This is a genomic window from Pseudogemmobacter sonorensis (assembly GCF_042762395.1).
In the GTDB taxonomy this organism is placed as follows: domain Bacteria; phylum Pseudomonadota; class Alphaproteobacteria; order Rhodobacterales; family Rhodobacteraceae; genus Pseudogemmobacter; species Pseudogemmobacter sonorensis.
The window spans coordinates 64,241-81,292 of record NZ_JBEFZE010000017.1 but is presented as its reverse complement, the minus strand read 5'-3'; the positions used below and the strand labels follow the sequence as shown (position 1 = coordinate 81,292).

The following is a 17,052-nucleotide window of genomic DNA, read 5'->3' as shown; positions in this document are numbered from 1 at the left end:
AGCCCCGACAAGGCAAGCGGCGAAAGCCCCGCCAGCGCGCGGCGCAGGGCCGGTTCGCGCGGCGCCAGCGCCGCCAGCGCGGCGGTCAGCGCCGCCCCCGCCTCAAGCGGGGCGAGCGCGGGCGTGGTCACGCTTTCGGGCCGAACCGGCAGGCCCTTTTCCTGGCAGCTCAGCCGCTCAAGCCGCACCGCGCCGCTGCCGCAGGCCACCACCAGACCTTCCGGCGTGGCCGACAGGACCCGACCCGGCGCGCCCGAGCCCGGCACCGCCTCGGCCTGGCCCACGTTCAGGACGCGGCTTCCGGTGTCGATCTTCGCGGTGGTCAGCGGGTTCCAGTAGCGGCCATGATCCAGCGCGCGCACCAGCCGCTCGACCTCTTCCGCCGGGCGCGAGAAGTCGATCCGGCCGAAGGCGGCGGGCCGGTCGGCGCGCAGATGCATGCGATGCGGCGCCCCCCCTTGCGCGCGCGGCCTGATCCCGGTTTCCAACTGCGCCACCACGGCGGGAAAACTCTCCAGCCCCGCCTCGAAACAGCGGGTGTTGAGGGTAAGCGCCGTCTCCCCCGGCGCGATGTCGAAGCGGCGCTCTTCCAGGATGCGGCCTTCGTCGACGCCGCCCTCGATCAGATGCCAGGTGATGCCGTGCCGTGCCGCGCCCTCCAGCAGCGCCCAGACCGGGGCGTTCAGGCCCGCGCGCTCGGGCAGGGGGCCGTCGTGGAAATTCACCGCGCCGTTGCGGGCCCGCGCCAGCACCTCGGGCTTCAGCAGATGCAGGTTGGCGATCGACAAAAGCCACTCCGCCTCGGGCAGCGCCGCGCCGGGCTCCAGCACCGTCAGGCCGCGCGCCGCGCCCCATTTGCGCAGCTCGGCCGAGCGGGTGACCAGTGCCGCGATCCGGTGGCCACGCGCCATGACGATCTCGCCGCATTGGCTGGTCAGGGTCTCATCGCCGATGAGAAGTGCCGTAAAACTCATGACTCACGTCCTTGCCCCGCCAATGCGGGCTGTCTGGGGGTGTTTGCGCGTTCCCCTGAAATCCGGAAACCATGGCGGAAATGATGCGCCAGCATGTCGCGAAGAAAGCGCGGGGGATCGCCGCGCTCGCGCTTCTGCACCAAAAGCCGCAGCCGCCACAAAGCTCCGCCCGCCGCCGCCGCCAGCGTGGCGGCAAGCGCATAGGCCCGGCCATGGTTCTTCGAGAAGTAATGCAGCCGCGAATCCAGCCAGAAGCCCGGGATACGCCGCCATGTCTTCATCCCGGTCGAGACCGAACCGATATGGGTCACCCGGCTTTCCAGCACATAATCGGTGGGCCAGCCCGCCCGGGCCGCACGGCGGCAAAGATCGGTTTCCTCGAAATAGAGAAAGAAGGTCTCGTCGAAGAGGCCGATGCGGTCCAGCACATCCTGCCGCATCATCAGGCTGGCGCCCGCCAGCCAGTCGACCCGCATGGTCGCCTGCGGGATCGGCCGGGCGACGACATGGCGATGCAGCAGCCGCGAGACCGGGCCGAAGCGGATATGGCCCTCGAACTCGCCGGGGATCGAGGGGAAGCGGAAGGCGGTCCGATGCGGCGCGCCATCCTCGCCCTGGATGAAACTTCCGGCAAAGCCGGTGCCGGGGTGGCGCTCCAGATGGTCCAGCAGGGCGCGGATCGCACCGGGCGCGGGAAAGGCGTCGGAATTCAGCAGATAGACGTAATCGGGACGCGCCCCCCCCGGCAGGCCCGCGCGGATGCCATGGTTGTTGCCCGCGCCGAACCCGCCGTTGCGGCCCGATTGCAGGACGCGCACCGGCACGGCGCCGCGATCCCATCCGCGTGCCGCCAGTTCGGAGGAGATCCGCTCGAAAGAGCCGTCGCCGGAATCGTTGTCGACGATGGTGATCGCGCCCGGGATCCCCGCCATCGCCCGCAGCGCCGCCTCGGCCGAGCGCAGGGTCATCTCGGGTGTGCGCCAGTTCAGGATGACGGTGAGAAGCGTCGCCATGGGCCTACTCCGCCGCCGTCACGAGCGAGATCACCTCGGCCCCGGGCCCGGTCTCGACCGCCGCCAGCGCGGCCTTCAGCCGGGTCGCCATCACCCGCACATTCGGCTCCAGCACCATGGAATCGTGGTCGCCGGGCACCTCGATCACCTCAAGCGCGGGGGCGAACTGGCGCAACTGGTTGTCCTCGAAGACATATTCCCGACCGCTGCTGACCCACAGCCCGCCCGAGACCTTCCAATGCAGGTCAAGCGGCGGGCGGATCAGCAGCGTCGCGCCATCTCGCCGGGGCAGGTCATAGCCGGGAAGCGCGGCCCGGAAGGCGGCCTCGATCGCGGCGCCCTGGAAGCCCGCCGCCTCGGGCCGGAGCCCGGCGTCCCCCCGCCCGCGCCTTTGCCAGGCCCAACGGTTCCGCGCCCATTCGACCAGATAGGACGGCCCTTTCCTGCGCAATTCCGCCAGCTTGATCAGCGCCTTGTCCCGCCGCTTCAGCAGCGGCCGCATCGGCAGCGGCGTGTCCAGAAGCGTCAGGAGCGAGACCGTCTCGCCCGCGGCCTCCAACTGGCGCGCCATCTCCCAGGCGATCAGCCCGCCGCCCGAAAAGCCGCCGACCAGATAGGGCCCCCGCGGCTGCACCTGGCGCAGTTCGGCGATATAGTCGCGCGCGGCCTCGGGGAAATTGTCATGCGGCTTGTCGTCGCCGTAAAGCCCGCGCGCCTGTAGCCCGTAGAAGGGCCGGTCCGCCCCCAGAAGCTGCGCCAGATGGCGCAGGTTCAGCACGTTTCCGAACATGCCGGCGACAAGGAAGAAGGGCGTTTTCGGCCCGCCCTCGCCCTGATGCATCGGCACCAGATGGGTGAAGCGGCGCGCCACGCGGGGGGCGGCGGCCTGGCCCGAGGTCTCGGCCCCAGTATCGGCGGCGGGCCCGATCTGCGCCTCGATCAGCGCGGCGCAGGCGGCGATGGTCGGCGCCTCGAACAGGACCGAGATCGGGAATTCCACCCGGAACGCCTTCTTGACCATGGCAAACAGCCGCACCGCGATCAGGCTGTGGCCGCCCAGGTCGAAGAAACTGTCCTCGACCCCCACCCGGGCCACGCCCAGCAGGTCTTGCCAGAAACCGACCAGCGTGCGCTCGATGTCGTTCCGGGGGCCCAGATATTCGGTGTCGAGATCGGGACGCTCGAAGGCTTGCCCCTCGGCGCGCGCGGCCCCGGCCACCTCGGCCGTCTGCCGGATCAGCCCCGGCAGGTCGAGCGAGGAGACGATCACCTGCGGCAGACCGAGCGCGAGCGCCCGGCCGAAGGCCTGCGCGCCTTCCTCGGGGCGGATGCCCTGGCGGAAGGCCGCGACCAGCCGCTCTTCCGCGGGGGAAAGCGGCTTCTGCGCACCCTCTTCGCGTTCCAACGTGCGAGGATCGGGCGGGGCGAAGCTCAGCCCGCCGTCGAGCCTGCGGATGGTGAAGCCCCGGATCTCGGCGCAGACCTCACCCCCGGGCGTGGCCAGCGTCACGTCGAAGACCGCCGTCGGGCGGGCGGCGTCATTGGCGGCAGCATTGCGGATATGGCTGACGATCCGCGCCGGAATCGGGCGGAACACCTGCATCGCGGCATAAGAGACCGGCACCCAGAGGTGGTCGGGGCGATAATCGTGGATCAAGTCCATCGCCCAGCCGGTCGCCAGATCCATCAGCGCCGGATGCATCAGCCAGCCCTGGTCCACCTCTTCCGCGAAAGCTGGAGGCAGGGCCAGATGCGCCAGCCCCTCGTCCCCCGCGATCGTCCGGCTGGTCAGCACCCGCCAGCGCGGACCGAATGCCAGATACGCCTCCTGCGGGCTGGCGAGCCCCTCGCCCAGTTGCGGAAGCGGCAGGCGCGCGGCGATGGCGGCGGGGTCGATCCGCGGCGCCGGGATGGCCAGGGGCAGCAGGCGCGCTGTGGCATGGGTCAGCCAGCCCGGACGGCCGCCCTGGCTGACCTCGGACTGGACCTCGAACCCATAGCCTTCGTCGCTGCGGCTCAGCCGGATGCGAAGGGGACGGCTTTCGCCCTCGGCCACCTCCAGCGCGGCAAGGAAGGTCAGGTCGCGCAATTCGAACCCACCGCTTTCGCCCTGTTCGGCCCAGGCCTCGGCCGCAAGCTCCAGATAGCCGGTGCCGGGGATCAGCGCCCGCCCGTCGTGGGTACGGTGGCCGTCCAGCACCCAGCGGTCATGGCCGTAGCGGGCCAGAAACACCCGGTTGCCCTGCGGATCGAAGCTCGCCTCATCCAGCATCGGGCGCGAGACCGGCAGACGCGGCGCCTGCGGTCGGCCCAGCCGGTCGGCAAGGCTTTCGGCCGCCATGCCGACGCCCTGCCAGATGCCCCAGTCCAGCGCGACGACCCGGGTCCGCCCGCCCGCGCGGTATTTCGAATAGGCGTTCATGTATTCGTTCGCCGCGACGTAATCGACCTGGCCCGCAGGCCCGGTCAGCGTCGAGGTCGAGGAAAACAGCACCAGCAGCGCGATGGATCCGTCGGGGAACAGCCGCTCCAGAACCTGGGTTCCATGCAGCTTCGGCGCGAAGACCTCTTCGGCCTCGGCGGGCGACTTGGCCAGCAGCGGGCCATCGGCCACCACCCCCGCCGCATGGATCACCGCATGGACAGGGCCGAACCGCACCACGCCCGCGTCGCGCGCGGCCTCCATCTCGAACAGGTTGGCGACATCGGCCTGGGCGACATGCACCTCGCCGCCAAGCGCCTCAAGCCGTTGCAGCGCAAGGATCCGGCGCGACACCCCGTCTGAGGGGTCGTGGCGCGTGAGCCAGGCCCGCCACATGTCGCGAGGCGGCAGTTTCGAACGCGCGATCAGGGTGATGCGCACGCCATGGCGCCGGATCAGTTCCTCGGCGATGGTCAGGCCGATACCGCCGAATCCGCCCGTGATCAGCACATGGGCGCCCTGCGGCATCTCGATCCCTTCACCGGTCAGCGCGACCTTGCGCACCCCCGCGCCATAGCGCCGCGCGCCGCGCAGGGCCGCGACCGCGCCACCCTCGGCCATGGCCTCTTCCAGCACGAAATCCGCCAGATCGGCCGTGCCCGGCACCAGGTCCAGCGCGGAAAGCGTCACCCCCGGCAATTCCCGGGCGCCGACTCGCACCGGGCCCATCACCATCGCCTTTTCGGGATAGGCCAGAGGCTCGTCCCGGACCTGGGCCGCGCCCGAGGTCAGGACCGTCAGCTTGAGCGGACGCGGCAGGCTTTCGCCCTCGATCGCCTGCAACAGGAACAGCAGCGACCAGAAGCCCTGTTCCAGATTGCGGTGAAGGAAGCTCGATCCGGGGCGGAAGCGCTCGCCGCCCTGCTTCGGATCGCCGGTTACCAGCCAGCCGTGCAGGATGCGGGTGGGCGCCAGATCGCGCGCCACCAGATCGCGCAGCAGCAGGTCATAGCCCTCGCGCCCGCGTTCGGGGGCAAGGACATAGCCCGCCTCGCCGTCGCGGGAGAAAGCATCGCCCGCCCGCAGGGTGACGACGCGGTGCCCCGCCGCCCCGAGCCGCGCCGCGACCGAGGCCGTGAGCCCGGTCGCATCGGCAAGGACCAGCCAGGTTTCCGGCGCAGCCCCGGCCAGATCGGCGATGTCGAACCCGGCGGGCTCGGGCGTCCAATGCGGCTTCCAGCCCCATTGCGCGACATCCTCGATCCGGGTCAGCGCGGGTTCCTCGGGCGCGTCGGAGCGGCCCGGCTCGATGAAATAGGGCTTGCGCTGGAAGGCATAGCCCGGCAGCGGCACCCGCTGGCGCCGCGCACCGCCCCAGATCGGCGCCCAGTCCACCGCCACGCCGCAGGCCCATAGCCGAACGATCGTTCCAACATGCCAGGCGTCATCACCGATCCGCTGCTCGGGATGGCGCAAGGCCGCGATCACCTGGCCCTGCGCCACGCCATTGGCCTGCGCGAGCGAGGACAGCGCCCGGCCCGGCCCCATCTCCAGATAGACCCGGCCGGGGACGGCGGTCAGCTCCTCCATGCAGGCCCGGAAATTCACCGTATTGCGCAGATGGCCCAGCCAATAGCCCGGATCGGTGGCCTCGGCCCCGGTCAGGGGCTTGCCGCTGCGGTTCGAGATCACCGGCAGGACCGGCGGCTTCAGCACGATCCCGCGCAGGTAGTCGCCGAATTCCGCGAGGATCGGCTCAAGCATCCGGCTGTGGGCGGCGATGTCGATGGCGACGCGGCGGGTCTCGATCCCCTCGGCCAGCAGCCCTTCGGCCAGGGCCGTCAGATCGGCATCGGGGCCCGAGACCACGCAAAGCCCCGGCGCATTCACCGAAGCAAGGTCGAGATCCCCGCTCAGCCAGGGCCGCAGATCCGCCTCGGACAGCGGGACCGACAGCATTCCCCCGGCCGGAATCCTGTCGAAGAGCCGCCCGCGCAGATGCACCAGCCCGATGCAATCCTCGAAGGACATCACCCCCGCCAGCGCGGCGGCGGTATTCTCGCCCATGGAATGGCCAACCAGCGCGGCGGGCCGCACGCCCCAGCTTTCGTAAAGCCTGGCCAACGCGAATTCGGTGATCATGATCAGCGGCAGTTGCACCGAGGGGCGTTTGAGCGCCTCGTCCGCCGCCACCCGCGCGGGTTCGGACGGCAACCACAGCGCGCGCAGATCGTAGTCGAGCCGCGGCGCCAATACCGACAGCCCGCGATCCATCCAGTCGGCGAAGACCGGCTCGGTCTCGTAAAGGTCGCGCGCCATGCCCGCATATTGCGCGCCGCCGCCGGGGAACATGAAGACCACCTCGGGGTTCAGACCCAGAAGGTCGTGGTTGAAGACCCGGCGCGGGTCGGCGCCCTCCAGCAGGCGGGCGGCCTCTTCATGGCTTTCGGCCACGATCACCCGGCGCTTCTCGAAGGCGCGGCGGCCCTCTTTCAGCGTGAAGGCCACATCGGCCAGGGGCTGTTCAGGATGGGCGCGCAGATGCGCCGCCAGCCGCGCGGCCTGCTGGTCCAGCGCCGCCCGGCTCCGGGCCGAAAGGACCAGCGGCTGAAACGGCCAGTCGCTGGGCTCGGCGGCCGGACGGGGGGGCGCCTCCTGCAGGACGGCATGGGCATTGGTGCCGCCGACGCCCAGGCTGTTGACGCCCGCGCGCAGGACCGGCGCCTGCCATTCGGTCAGCCGGTCGTTGACGCGGAAGGGCGAGGTCTCGAAATCGATCGCCGGATTGGGCGCCTCGTAGCCCAGGCTGGGCGGCAATTGGCGGTGATGCAGCGAGAGCGCGACCTTGATCAGGCTCGCCACCCCGGCTGCGGTGTCGAGATGGCCGATATTGGTCTTGACGCTGCCGATGCGGCAATGGCCGACGGCATCGGTGGTTTCGCGGAAGGCCTCGGTCAGGGCGGCGACCTCGATCGGGTCGCCCAGATAGGTGCCGGTGCCGTGGCATTCGACATAGGTCACGCTGTCCGCCGAGACGCCCGCGATCATCTGCGCCTCGGCGATGCATGCGGCCTGCCCGTCGACCGAGGGCGCCAGATAGCCCGCCTTGGCCGCACCGTCGTTGTTGATGGCCGAGCCCTTTATGATCGCCCAGATGTGATCGCCGTCGCGGACCGCATCCTTGGCGCGGCGCAGCGCCACGCAGCCCGCGCCCGAGCCGAAGACCGTGCCCTGCCCGCGGTGGTCGAAGGCATGGCAATGGCCGTCGGGCGAAAGGATCTCGCCCTCATGGAACAGATAGCCGCGCTTTTGCGGCAGCTCGATGGTGACGCCCCCCGCCAGCGCCATGTCGCATTCGCCCGAGAGCAGCGCCTGCGCGGCGTAATGCACGGCGACCAGGCTGGTCGAACAGGCCGTCTGCACATTCACCGACGGTCCACGAAGGTCCAGCAGATGGCTGACCCTTGTCGAGAGGAAATCCTTGTCGTTGCCGGTGTGGCGCAGCAGGAACATGCCGGTCTGTTCGACCAGATCGCGGTTCGAGCAAAGGTTGAAATAGAAATAGGACCCCATGCCGCAACCGGCATAGACGCCGATGGCGCCCTTGAAATGCTCGGGCGGGTGGCCTGCATTCTCCAGCGCCTCCCAGGCCACCTCCATGAACTGGCGGTGCTGCGGGTCGAGGATCGCGGCCTCTTTCGGGGAAAAGCCGAAGAAATCGGCGTCGAAGGCCTCGAACCCGTCCAGGACGGCGGCGGCGGGGACGTAATTCGGGCGCGCCATCCGTGCGGGGCTTTCCCCGGCGGCACGCAATTCGGCCTCGGTCAGGTGGCGGATCGACTCGACTCCCGCGGCAAGATTGGCCCAATAGGCTTGGATATCCGCCGCGCCGGGCAGATGCGCCGCCATGCCGACCACCGCGATATCGGTGTCTTCCAGCCTTTCACTGTCGTCAGAACTCATACTGCAACCTCTCCCCGCCCCTTGGGCAAGCGGCTGTAATCCTAGCGCAAAACCGGCCTTTGCGACAGCCATGCAAAGCCCGTCCGGGGATCGTGCATGGATGCGAGACAATGCCCTGCTTTGACCACAAAGCCGACGCATTCCCCGCCGGATCATGGCAGGCGGATCGCCGGGACCCTGGATCCGATGCCGCCTGCCGGGCGTAATCGTGCGTTAAGGTAAACAATAGGACCGATCCCGCCCCCGGCAAGAAGGGTGGGGATCGCACGCGCCGAGCGCAAGGGGCCACCCCTTCGGGACCCGGCGCCGATCACCCGCGGGAAGCGCCGACCTCCGCCTGCGGGCGCGCGATCATATCACCGTCCGGCCCGGGGTCGCGGGACCGACGCGCGCGAACCATCTGTCATGCGCGGCCTGCCGCCTGCGCGCGGCCAGAAGCTCCGCCTGGCCCAGAAGCGCCCCCGCCATCAGCCATGTCAGCGGCACGATGGTCGCATTGGGCAGCAGGTCGACGAGGTTGAACGCCAGCATCAGCGCCAGCGCCCCCACCACCGGGTCGATCTCGGCGCGCCGCGACAAAGCCTCGCGCGCCATAAGCCAGAGCGGCAGGCAAAGCATCCCGAACTCGGCCAGATAGCCCAGCCAGCCGAACTGGCCGATACGGATGACCCAATGGCCGTCCGCCACCGTCAGAACCTGTCCGGTAAAGGAATCATGGACGAAGTTGCGCCCATAGCCGCCCCAGCCGAACCATGGTTTTTCGGCCGCGCGCGACAGCAGGATCTCTTCGTTGATCAGCCGGTATTCCAGCGACCAGGCCCGCTCGGCGTTCAGCCCCCGCGCGAAGTCGAGGATCTCGTAGATCGGCACCAGATGCAGGCCGCGCAGCAGCGGATAGCTGATCACGATCAGGGAAAGCACGCCCGCGACCAGAAGATTGACGCGCGGCGGCATCAGAAGGATCAGCGGAAGCGCGGCCATGGCATAGGCGGCCGGCCCGAAGCTTTTGCAGATATAAAGGATCAGCGCCAGCCACAGCAGGATGACAAGCTGCTTCGGCCGGGCCACGGCCGGGCCCTCGCGCAGGAAGACCGCCGAAGCCATGAGGCACAGCAGCGCGAAGAACGCCAGCCAAAGCCCATGCGGCGTGAAGACCATCGGGCGATAGCCTCCGAACCGGATCGTCTGGGTGAAATCGTGCTGCATATAGCCGTAGACCCAGTTGTTGAGCTGGGGCGACAGCCTGGATTCCAGCAGCATCGGCACCGAATATATCAGGCCGGTCACCACCAGGACCTTCAGAAGCTCGCGCATCGCCTCGGGCGTGGCCAGGTCGCGCCGCGCCAGAAACAGCGGCAGCGCGTAAAGAAGCTGCGTCGCAACCGTGGCCAGGCTGTCGTAGATCCGCATCCCGGGGATGGCCGGGGCAAAGACGAAGTGGACCGGATCAGGATTGCTCACCACCGTCACGAAGGGCGCCAGAATGAACAGGCCCATCAGCAGCCGCCCCAGCCAGCTTTGAGGCAGGCCCGGCATCCGTTGGCGCAGGATCAGGACCGAGACCACGAAAGCCGCAAGCACGGGCAGCGTGTCCTTGTGCATGTCCGGGAAAAGCGGCAGGTCCAGAACCGTCAGCGGCGGCAGGATCAGATAGGATCCGACCACGGTCCAGATCAGCGCCCGTCCCGCATCCAGGTCGCGGTAAAGCCGCCAGACCACATAGGGCCAAAGCAGCAAAACCGCATAGGCGATCGGGTTCGGGGTGATCACGGGGGGCTGCCATTCCTGTCGATAACCGGGCGATACTATCACGTTTTCGCGGCGCGGGACAAATCTTGGCCTGCGGAAACAATCTGTTCGCAAATGGGCATGCGCATCGCCGCCCCCCGGCGGTATAAGCGTCGGACCCCGGCCGACGGTCCAGTGTGGAGTATCCTCGTGATCTTTCAGTTCGACGACACCCGGATCGCGGTGACCCATGCCGACCGCGCGGGCCTGCTGTCCGAGATCGCGCGGCGCTTCTCCTCGGGCACCGGCTTTGCCCTGGCGACCATCAACCTCGACCATATCGTCAAGCTCGGCCGGGACCCGGCCTTCCTCCGCGCCTATGCCGCGCAGGACATGGTCGTGGCGGATGGTAATCCCGTGGTCTGGCTGTCGCGGATCTCGGGTCGGCCGGTCGAACTGATCCCCGGCTCCGACCTGGTGGAGCCGCTGTGCCGCGCCGCCGCGCGGGCCGGGCTTGCGGTCTCGATGCTGGGGGCGACGCAAGAGGCGCTGGACGCGGCCGCACGCCGCCTTGCCGACCGCATTCCCGGCTTTCGCGCCGGGCTTCTGATCGCGCCGCCGATGGGGTTCGACCCCGAGGGCGACGAGGCCCACGCCGCGCTGGAGCGGATCGCGACGCTCGGCCCCGGGCTTTGCCTGGTGGCGCTTGGCGCGCCCAAGCAGGAACGCCTCGCCGCGCTTGGCCGCAAGATCGCACCGCAGGCGGGCTTCGCCTCGGTCGGCGCGGGGGTGGAATTCATCTCGGGCCACCAGGACCGCGCGCCCGCCTGGATCCGCGCCATCGCCATGGAATGGCTGTGGCGGGCGTTTTCTGCGCCCCGCCGACTGGTGCCGCGCTATATCGCCTGTTTCGCGGCTCTTCCCGGCCTTGTGGCCGAGGCCCTGCGCCAGCGCCGCGATCCGCCGCGACCGGCCGGTTGATCACTTGTATTCGATCAGCCCGCGCCTGCGCCCGCCGAGCCGCCCCAGATGGTATTCCATAACGCCAAGCGCCTCTGGCAGCTTGCCCAGAAGGGTGAAGACCGCCGCCTCCAGCCCCGCCCGCCCCTCCTCCCGCCAGCGCAGCCAGAGCCGCAGGATCTGCGCGGGCCAGAGACCGAGGATCAGGAAACCCGCCGGATGCAGCAGCCCGGCCAGAAGCGCCAGAAGCGGAACGCCAAGCCCCCAGATCAGCGCCCGCCGGGTCTCGGCTACCCAATGGCGGTCGGGGCCCACGCCATGCAGCGCCGCGCCTTCGGCAAAGGCATGGCCCGCGCGGCGGCTGCGGCGCCACCATTGCCCGAACCGCGTCATCGCGGCGTCGTGCCAGGTCATCTCGGCCTCGATCCGCAGAATCCGCCCGCCCGCCCGGCGCAGGCGCTGGCAAAGCTCGGGCTCCTCGCCCGCGATCAGTTCCTCGCGATAGCCTCCCACGGCCAGCACCGGCCCGAGCCGCATCAGCGCATCGCCGCCACAGGCCAGCGCCTCGCCCGCAGGGGTGTCCCATTCGCGGTCGCACAGCCGGTTCCAGACCGAGACCTCGGGATGACGCTCGCGCCGTCGGCCGCAGACCACCACGACGCCGGGATCTTCGGCAAAGGCCTCCAGCCCCCGAGCCACCCAGCCGCTGCGCATTTCGCAATCGCCGTCGAGGAGTTGGACGAACTCTGCCCGGGGCTGCCGCCGCGCCACCTCCGCCAGCCCGGCATTGCGTGCCCGCGCCGCCGTGAAGGGCCGCGACATGTCAAGCCGCACCACCTCGGCCCCCGCCGCCGCGGCCGCCGCGACCGACCCGTCGGTCGAACCGCTGTCGACATAGACCACATGCCGGACCTGGCCTTGCAGCGCGGCCAGGCAGGCGAGCAGCCGCGCGCCCTCGTTGCGCCCGATCACGACGGCATCGACGACAGGCGAATGGCTGGGCGGGCGGGGATCATCCATGACCCGACCATAGGCCCTGGCCCCCGCCGCTCCAACCCCCACGCGGCCCGCGACAGGCGCCGGGGACGGGGCGGACAGCGGCGTGCAACTTATGCGGCAGGCTTCCTTTTCCGCCCGACTTCTGTTATCGGATGGGATCTGGGCGGGGGCCCGGAACGATCCTGAGCGACCGCGCCGATGGCCGGTCCGACGGACGGGCGCGAATGGCGTTCCGGCATGCTCCGCTGCAAGGCGGGTGTTCTGAATCCGTTCGCAGCCGAAAGGCTGCCGTTGCAGCAAGGGCCCGTGGCGACATGAGCAAACACGAAATCCTGGGTCCATTCGGCGCAAACGAACCAGATAAAGGTTTTTTTCTGATGTCTGGCGAAGATCAGGACAGTCGTTCCCCCGGCCAATCGCGCCGCGGCAACCATGTCTCGGTGTTCCGGCGCGGCCAGGTTCTGCCGCCCGAGACGGTGATGCTGGACCAGCGCACCGGGCGCGAGATCTTCCTGAACGACGCCTCCTTCGCCACGCCGAACCCGGCGCGGATCTGGGAATCGCTGAACGAAATCGCGCCCGATCCCTATCGGCTGACCCGAAACGGTCTGTTTACCAATGCCGAACAGCACCCCGCGGCGAAAAGCTTCGACATCCTGCGCAGCCGGGTGCTGCAGGGCATGGCAAAGCAGGGCTGGACCCGGCTTGCGGTCACCTCGCCCGGGCCGGGCTGCGGGAAATCCTTCGTCGCGGCCAATCTGGCGCTGTCGATGGGGCGGCTTCCCTCGTGCCGCACGGTGCTGCTGGACCTTGATCTGCGCGCCCCCGGGCTGGCGCATCTGTTCGACCAGCGCGATGCCGCGCCGCTTCTGGAATTCCTGATGGGCGAGCAGCCGCTGGAATCGCAGTTCCGCCGCCTGGGGCGCAATCTGGTGCTTGGCCTGAACGGTGCGCCGGTGCCGCTTGCCGCCGAGGCCCTGCACGACCCCGCCTTCGCCGAGGCGATGACCGCGCTGCGCGAGATGCTGGAGCCCGATGTGGTGATCTGCGACGTGGCGCCCACGCTGACCTCGGACGAGGTGATCGCGCTGTCAGGCCAGATGGATGCCGTGCTTCTGGTCACCGACGGCACCCGGACCTCGCCCGAAGAGATCACCGAATGCGAGCGCCTGTTCGAGGGGCGGCTTCCGCTTCTGGGCGTGGTTCTGAACCGCGCGCAGGACCGCAAGCCCGCGCGCCATGGCGCGGCGCGGCTGTTCCCCGGGCGGCGAGGCTGAGGAGCGGGGTCCGATGGGTCAGATTCAGAATATCGAGGATCTTCTCAACTTCCTGTGGCGGCGGCGCTGGCTGATCGCGCTGGTCACCGTGATCGGCGTGGTCTGCTCGGCCATCTACGCCAAGACCCGGCCCGACAGGTTCGAGGCCTCGGCCGCGATCCAGGTCCAGGGCGCGCAGGTCGGCGCCGATGGCGCGGTCATGGGATCGGCCAAGGTGCTGGAGGGCATCCAGCAACGCCTGACCACCCGCGAGGCGCTTCTGGGCATGATCGCGCGGCACGGGCTTTACACCGACCTGCCCGGCCTTTCGGACGAGCAGAAGATCAGCCTCCTGCGCGCGTCCATCTTCTTCCATGCCATCGAATCCAGCACACCCGCCGCCTATGGCCAAGGCGCGCAGATCTCGGCCATCATCATCAGCGCCGCCGATGGCACCGCCGGTGGCGCGGCGCGGATCGCCAACGACCTGGCGCAGAGCATTCTCGACCTGTCGTCCAGCGGCCAGATCGAGCGGGCCCGCGAGACCCGCGCCTTCTACCTTGAGGACCAGACCCGCCTGGCCGCCGAAATCGCCGCGCTGGAAGGTGACATCGCCGCCTACAAGAACGCCAATGCCGATTCGATGCCGACCTCCTCGGACCTCCATCGCAGCGAGTTGGTGGGGATCGACTCCGATCTGCGCGCGCTGGACCAGTCGCTGGTCGCGCTGATGGAAGAGCAGCGCCAGCTTGTCGCCCGCAGCGACCTGCGCGAGACCGAACGCCGCCGCTTGCAAGAGCTTGAGAACCAGATCGCGGTGATGGCGGGACAGAAATCCGCCCTGAACAGCCGCCGCGATGCGCTGCTCGCGGCCATCTCCCGCCTGCCCGAGGTCGAGCGCGGCCTTGCCGGGATGGAGCGTGAGCTTGAACTGCTTCAGGCCAGCCTCGGCGCGACCAGCGCCCGCCTGATCGAGGCCGAGACCGCCCTGCGGCTGGCCGAGCGCCAGCAGGGTGAGCGGTTCGCCCTGCTGGACCGCGCCGTCACGCCGGAATATCCGGTCGGCACCAATGGCAGGAAACTGTTCGCCGCCGGGTCGGTGGCCGCGTTCCTGGTGGCGCTTGGCCTGGCCTTCGCGCTGGATCTGATGCGCCCGGTCGTGCGGACCTCGGCGCAGATGGAGCGGCAACTGGGCCTGCGCCCGGTGATCGCCATCCCCGAGATCGACTTCGCGGGCGTCGCCCGCCGCCGCCATCCGGTGCTGCAAGGCGCGGCGACGCTGCGCGACAGGGCGCTGGAACTGCCCCGCCCGGTGCTGATCGGGGCCGCGCTGGTCGTCGTGCTGCTGACCGGCGCCGCGATGGCGATGGTCTAAGGGCCTCGGGGCCCGGACCCAACACCGAACGCCATCGCCTGAGCCGCAAAAGGAAAGGCCCCGCAGTCACCTGCGGGGCCTTCGTCTTTCATCCGGGAAGGGATCAGCCCTCGGCCGGTTCCTCTTTCTTCTCGGGCTGGATCTCGGCGCCGGTCTCCTGATCGACCATCTTCATGCCAAGGCGAACCTTGCCGCGGTCGTCGAAGCCCAGAAGCTTGACCTTCACCTCCTGACCTTCCTTCAGAAGCTCGTTGGGATGGGTCAGGCGCTTGTTGGCGATCTGGCTGACATGGACCAGCCCGTCGCGCTTGCCGAAGAAGTTCACGAAAGCGCCGAAATCGACCAGCTTCACCACCTTGCCGGTGTAGATCTGGCCCTCTTCGGGCTCGGCCACGATGGACCAGATCAGGTCATAGGCCTTCTTGATCGCCGCCGCATCGTTCGAGGCGATCTTGATGATGCCGTCGTCGTTGATGTCGACCTTGGCGCCCGAGACCTCGACGATCTCGCGGATGACCTTGCCGCCCGAGCCGATCACTTCGCGGATCTTGTCGGTCGGGATCTGCATCGTCTCGATCTTCGGCGCGTATTCGCTGAAGCCCTGCGGGGCGGCCAGCGCCTTGTTCATCTCGCCAAGGATGTGCAGACGGCCGTCGCGGGCCTGGGCCAGCGCCTGGCTCATGATCTCGGGGGTGATGCCCGCGACCTTGATGTCCATCTGCATGGTGGTGATCCCGGCCTCGGTCCCCGCGACCTTGAAGTCCATGTCGCCGAGGTGATCCTCGTCGCCCAGGATGTCGGTCAGAACGGCCCAGCGGCCATCCTCTTCCAGGATCAGGCCCATGGCCACGCCCGCGACCGGCGCCTTCAGCGGCACGCCCGCGTCCATCATCGACAGCGACCCACCGCAGACCGAAGCCATCGAGGACGAGCCGTTCGATTCGGTGATCTCGGACACGATGCGGATCGTGTAGGGGAAGTCGGTCGCGGCGGGCAGCACCGCCTGCAGCGCGCGCCAGGCCAGCTTGCCATGGCCGATCTCACGACGGCCGGGCGAGCCCACGCGGCCAACCTCGCCGACCGAATAGGGCGGGAAGTTGTAGTGCAGCAGGAAGTTCGAGCGCGAATTGCCGTTCAGCGCGTCGATGATCTGCTCGTCCTCGCCGGTGCCGAGGGTGGTGACCACCAGGCCCTGGGTCTCACCCCGGGTGAACAGCGCCGAGCCATGGGTGCGCGGCAGGACGCCGGTTTCCGCCACGATCGGGCGCACGGTCTTGTTGTCGCGGCCGTCGATCCGGGCGCCACCGTTGATGATGTCCCCGCGCAGGATGCCCGATTCCAGCTTCTTGATGGCCGAGCCGAGGTTCTTGTCCGCCAGATCCTCTTCCGACAGCACGCCCTTGATGGCGGTGACGGCGGCCGAAATGGCGTTGGTGCGTTCCTGCTTGTCCTTCAGAGCGAAAGCGGCGCGCATCTGCGCCTCGCCCGCCGCCGCGACGCGGGTGTAGAGATCCGCGTAATCGGGGGGGGTGAAGTCGAAGGGCTCTTTGGCGGCCTCTTCGGCCAGGTCGATGATCAGGTCGATCACCGGCTGCATCGCGGCATGGCCGAACTTGACCGCGCCCAGCATTTCGTCCTCGGTCAGCTCATAGGCCTCGGATTCGACCATCATCACGGCGTCCTTGGTGCCGGCGATGACCAGATCCAGCCGCTGGTCGGGGTTGTTGCGAAGCTGGTGCATGTCGTCCATGGCCGGGTTCAGCACATATTCGCCGCCGGTAAAGCCGACGCGCGCCGCCCCGATGGGGCCCATGAACGGAACGCCCGACAGGGTCAGCGCGGCGCTGGCCGCGATCATCGCCACGATGTCGGGATCATTGGTCAGGTCGCACGACAGCACGGTCGCCATGACCAGAACCTCGTTCTTGAAGCCCGGCACGAACAGCGGGCGGCAAGGACGGTCGATCAGGCGCGAAACCAGGGTTTCCTTTTCCGAGGGCCGGGCCTCGCGCTTGAAGAAGCCGCCCGGGATCTTGCCGGCGGCATAGTATTTTTCCTGATAATGCACGGTGAGCGGGAAGAAATCCTGCCCTTCCTTGGCCGCCTTGGCGAAGGTCACATTGGCCATGACCTGGGTCTCGCCCAGGGTGGCGATGACCGAGCCGTCGGCCTGACGGGCAACCTTGCCGGTTTCCAGGGTCAGCGTCTCATTGCCCCACTGGATCGATTTCTTGGTAACGTTGAACATTCAGCATCCTCTTGCGAGCCCTCCCGTCCCCTGACGGGTCTCGCGTTGTCTGGCGGCCCCATTGCCGCCGCCCCAATCCTGCGCATGTGCCCGGGGCCGGGGGCGTCACGTCTC

General features: G+C 68.8%; 9 protein-coding genes. 3 read left to right on the top strand and 6 right to left on the bottom strand.

Annotated elements, in window-relative coordinates; all coding sequences use genetic code 11:
• The 4 genes from ABNX41_RS13275 to ABNX41_RS13260 form a co-directional block, all read right to left on the bottom strand.
• Positions 1 to 974: formyltransferase family protein (locus ABNX41_RS13275; RefSeq protein WP_438670205.1), on the bottom strand; the 974-nt coding region annotated here is incomplete at its 3' end.
• Complete coding sequence (locus ABNX41_RS13270; protein ID WP_438670204.1) at positions 971 to 1,987, bottom strand: glycosyltransferase family 2 protein; 1,017 nt, start codon at positions 1,985 to 1,987, stop codon at positions 971 to 973. The genes ABNX41_RS13275 and ABNX41_RS13270, both read right to left, overlap by 4 nt.
• 4 nt (positions 1,988 to 1,991) lie before the next feature.
• Positions 1,992 to 8,372 (bottom strand): type I polyketide synthase, encoded by a 6,381-nt coding sequence (locus ABNX41_RS13265; RefSeq protein WP_438670203.1) that lies wholly within the window; start codon positions 8,370 to 8,372, stop codon positions 1,992 to 1,994.
• Positions 8,373 to 8,723: 351 nt separating this feature from the next.
• Positions 8,724 to 10,142 carry a hypothetical protein gene (locus ABNX41_RS13260; RefSeq protein ID WP_438670202.1) on the bottom strand — a complete coding sequence of 473 codons (1,419 nt, stop codon included), beginning with the start codon at positions 10,140 to 10,142 and terminating at the stop codon, positions 8,724 to 8,726.
• Positions 10,143 to 10,310: 168 nt separating this feature from the next.
• On the opposite strand from ABNX41_RS13260, the gene ABNX41_RS13255 reads away from it, so the two are divergent.
• Positions 10,311 to 11,081: a WecB/TagA/CpsF family glycosyltransferase gene (locus ABNX41_RS13255; protein WP_438670201.1), complete on the top strand. Its 771-nt coding sequence runs from the start codon at positions 10,311 to 10,313 to the stop codon at positions 11,079 to 11,081.
• Here the strand turns inward: ABNX41_RS13255 and ABNX41_RS13250 are convergent, their stop codons facing one another.
• The gene (locus ABNX41_RS13250) at positions 11,082 to 12,080 is read right to left on the bottom strand and encodes a glycosyltransferase (RefSeq protein WP_438670200.1); all 999 of its coding nucleotides are present in this window, start codon (positions 12,078 to 12,080) and stop codon (positions 11,082 to 11,084) included.
• A gap of 356 nt (positions 12,081 to 12,436) precedes the next feature.
• On the opposite strand from ABNX41_RS13250, the gene ABNX41_RS13245 reads away from it, so the two are divergent.
• The gene (locus ABNX41_RS13245) at positions 12,437 to 13,336 is read left to right on the top strand and encodes a CpsD/CapB family tyrosine-protein kinase (protein ID WP_438670199.1); all 900 of its coding nucleotides are present in this window, start codon (positions 12,437 to 12,439) and stop codon (positions 13,334 to 13,336) included.
• A gap of 13 nt (positions 13,337 to 13,349) precedes the next feature.
• Positions 13,350 to 14,690, top strand: a complete 1,341-nt coding sequence (locus ABNX41_RS13240; protein ID WP_438670198.1) for a Wzz/FepE/Etk N-terminal domain-containing protein — start codon at positions 13,350 to 13,352, stop codon at positions 14,688 to 14,690.
• Positions 14,691 to 14,793: 103 nt separating this feature from the next.
• On the opposite strand, the gene pnp is transcribed toward ABNX41_RS13240, so the two are convergent.
• The gene (pnp, locus tag ABNX41_RS13235) at positions 14,794 to 16,938 is read right to left on the bottom strand and encodes a polyribonucleotide nucleotidyltransferase (RefSeq protein WP_438670197.1); all 2,145 of its coding nucleotides are present in this window, start codon (positions 16,936 to 16,938) and stop codon (positions 14,794 to 14,796) included.
• Positions 16,939 to 17,052: the final 114 nt, after the last annotated feature.

What these genes read in the sequence shown, in the direction of transcription:
- ABNX41_RS13270 (WP_438670204.1), bottom strand. Translation starts at nt 1,987, where the DNA reads ATGGCGACGCTTCTCACCGTCATCCTGAACTGGCGCACACCCGAGATG.
- ABNX41_RS13265 (WP_438670203.1), bottom strand. Translation starts at nt 8,372, where the DNA reads ATGAGTTCTGACGACAGTGAAAGGCTGGAAGACACCGATATCGCGGTG.
- ABNX41_RS13250 (WP_438670200.1), bottom strand. Translation starts at nt 12,080, where the DNA reads ATGGATGATCCCCGCCCGCCCAGCCATTCGCCTGTCGTCGATGCCGTC.
- ABNX41_RS13245 (WP_438670199.1), top strand. Translation starts at nt 12,437, where the DNA reads ATGTCTGGCGAAGATCAGGACAGTCGTTCCCCCGGCCAATCGCGCCGC.
- ABNX41_RS13240 (WP_438670198.1), top strand. Translation starts at nt 13,350, where the DNA reads ATGGGTCAGATTCAGAATATCGAGGATCTTCTCAACTTCCTGTGGCGG.
- pnp (WP_438670197.1), bottom strand. Translation starts at nt 16,938, where the DNA reads ATGTTCAACGTTACCAAGAAATCGATCCAGTGGGGCAATGAGACGCTG.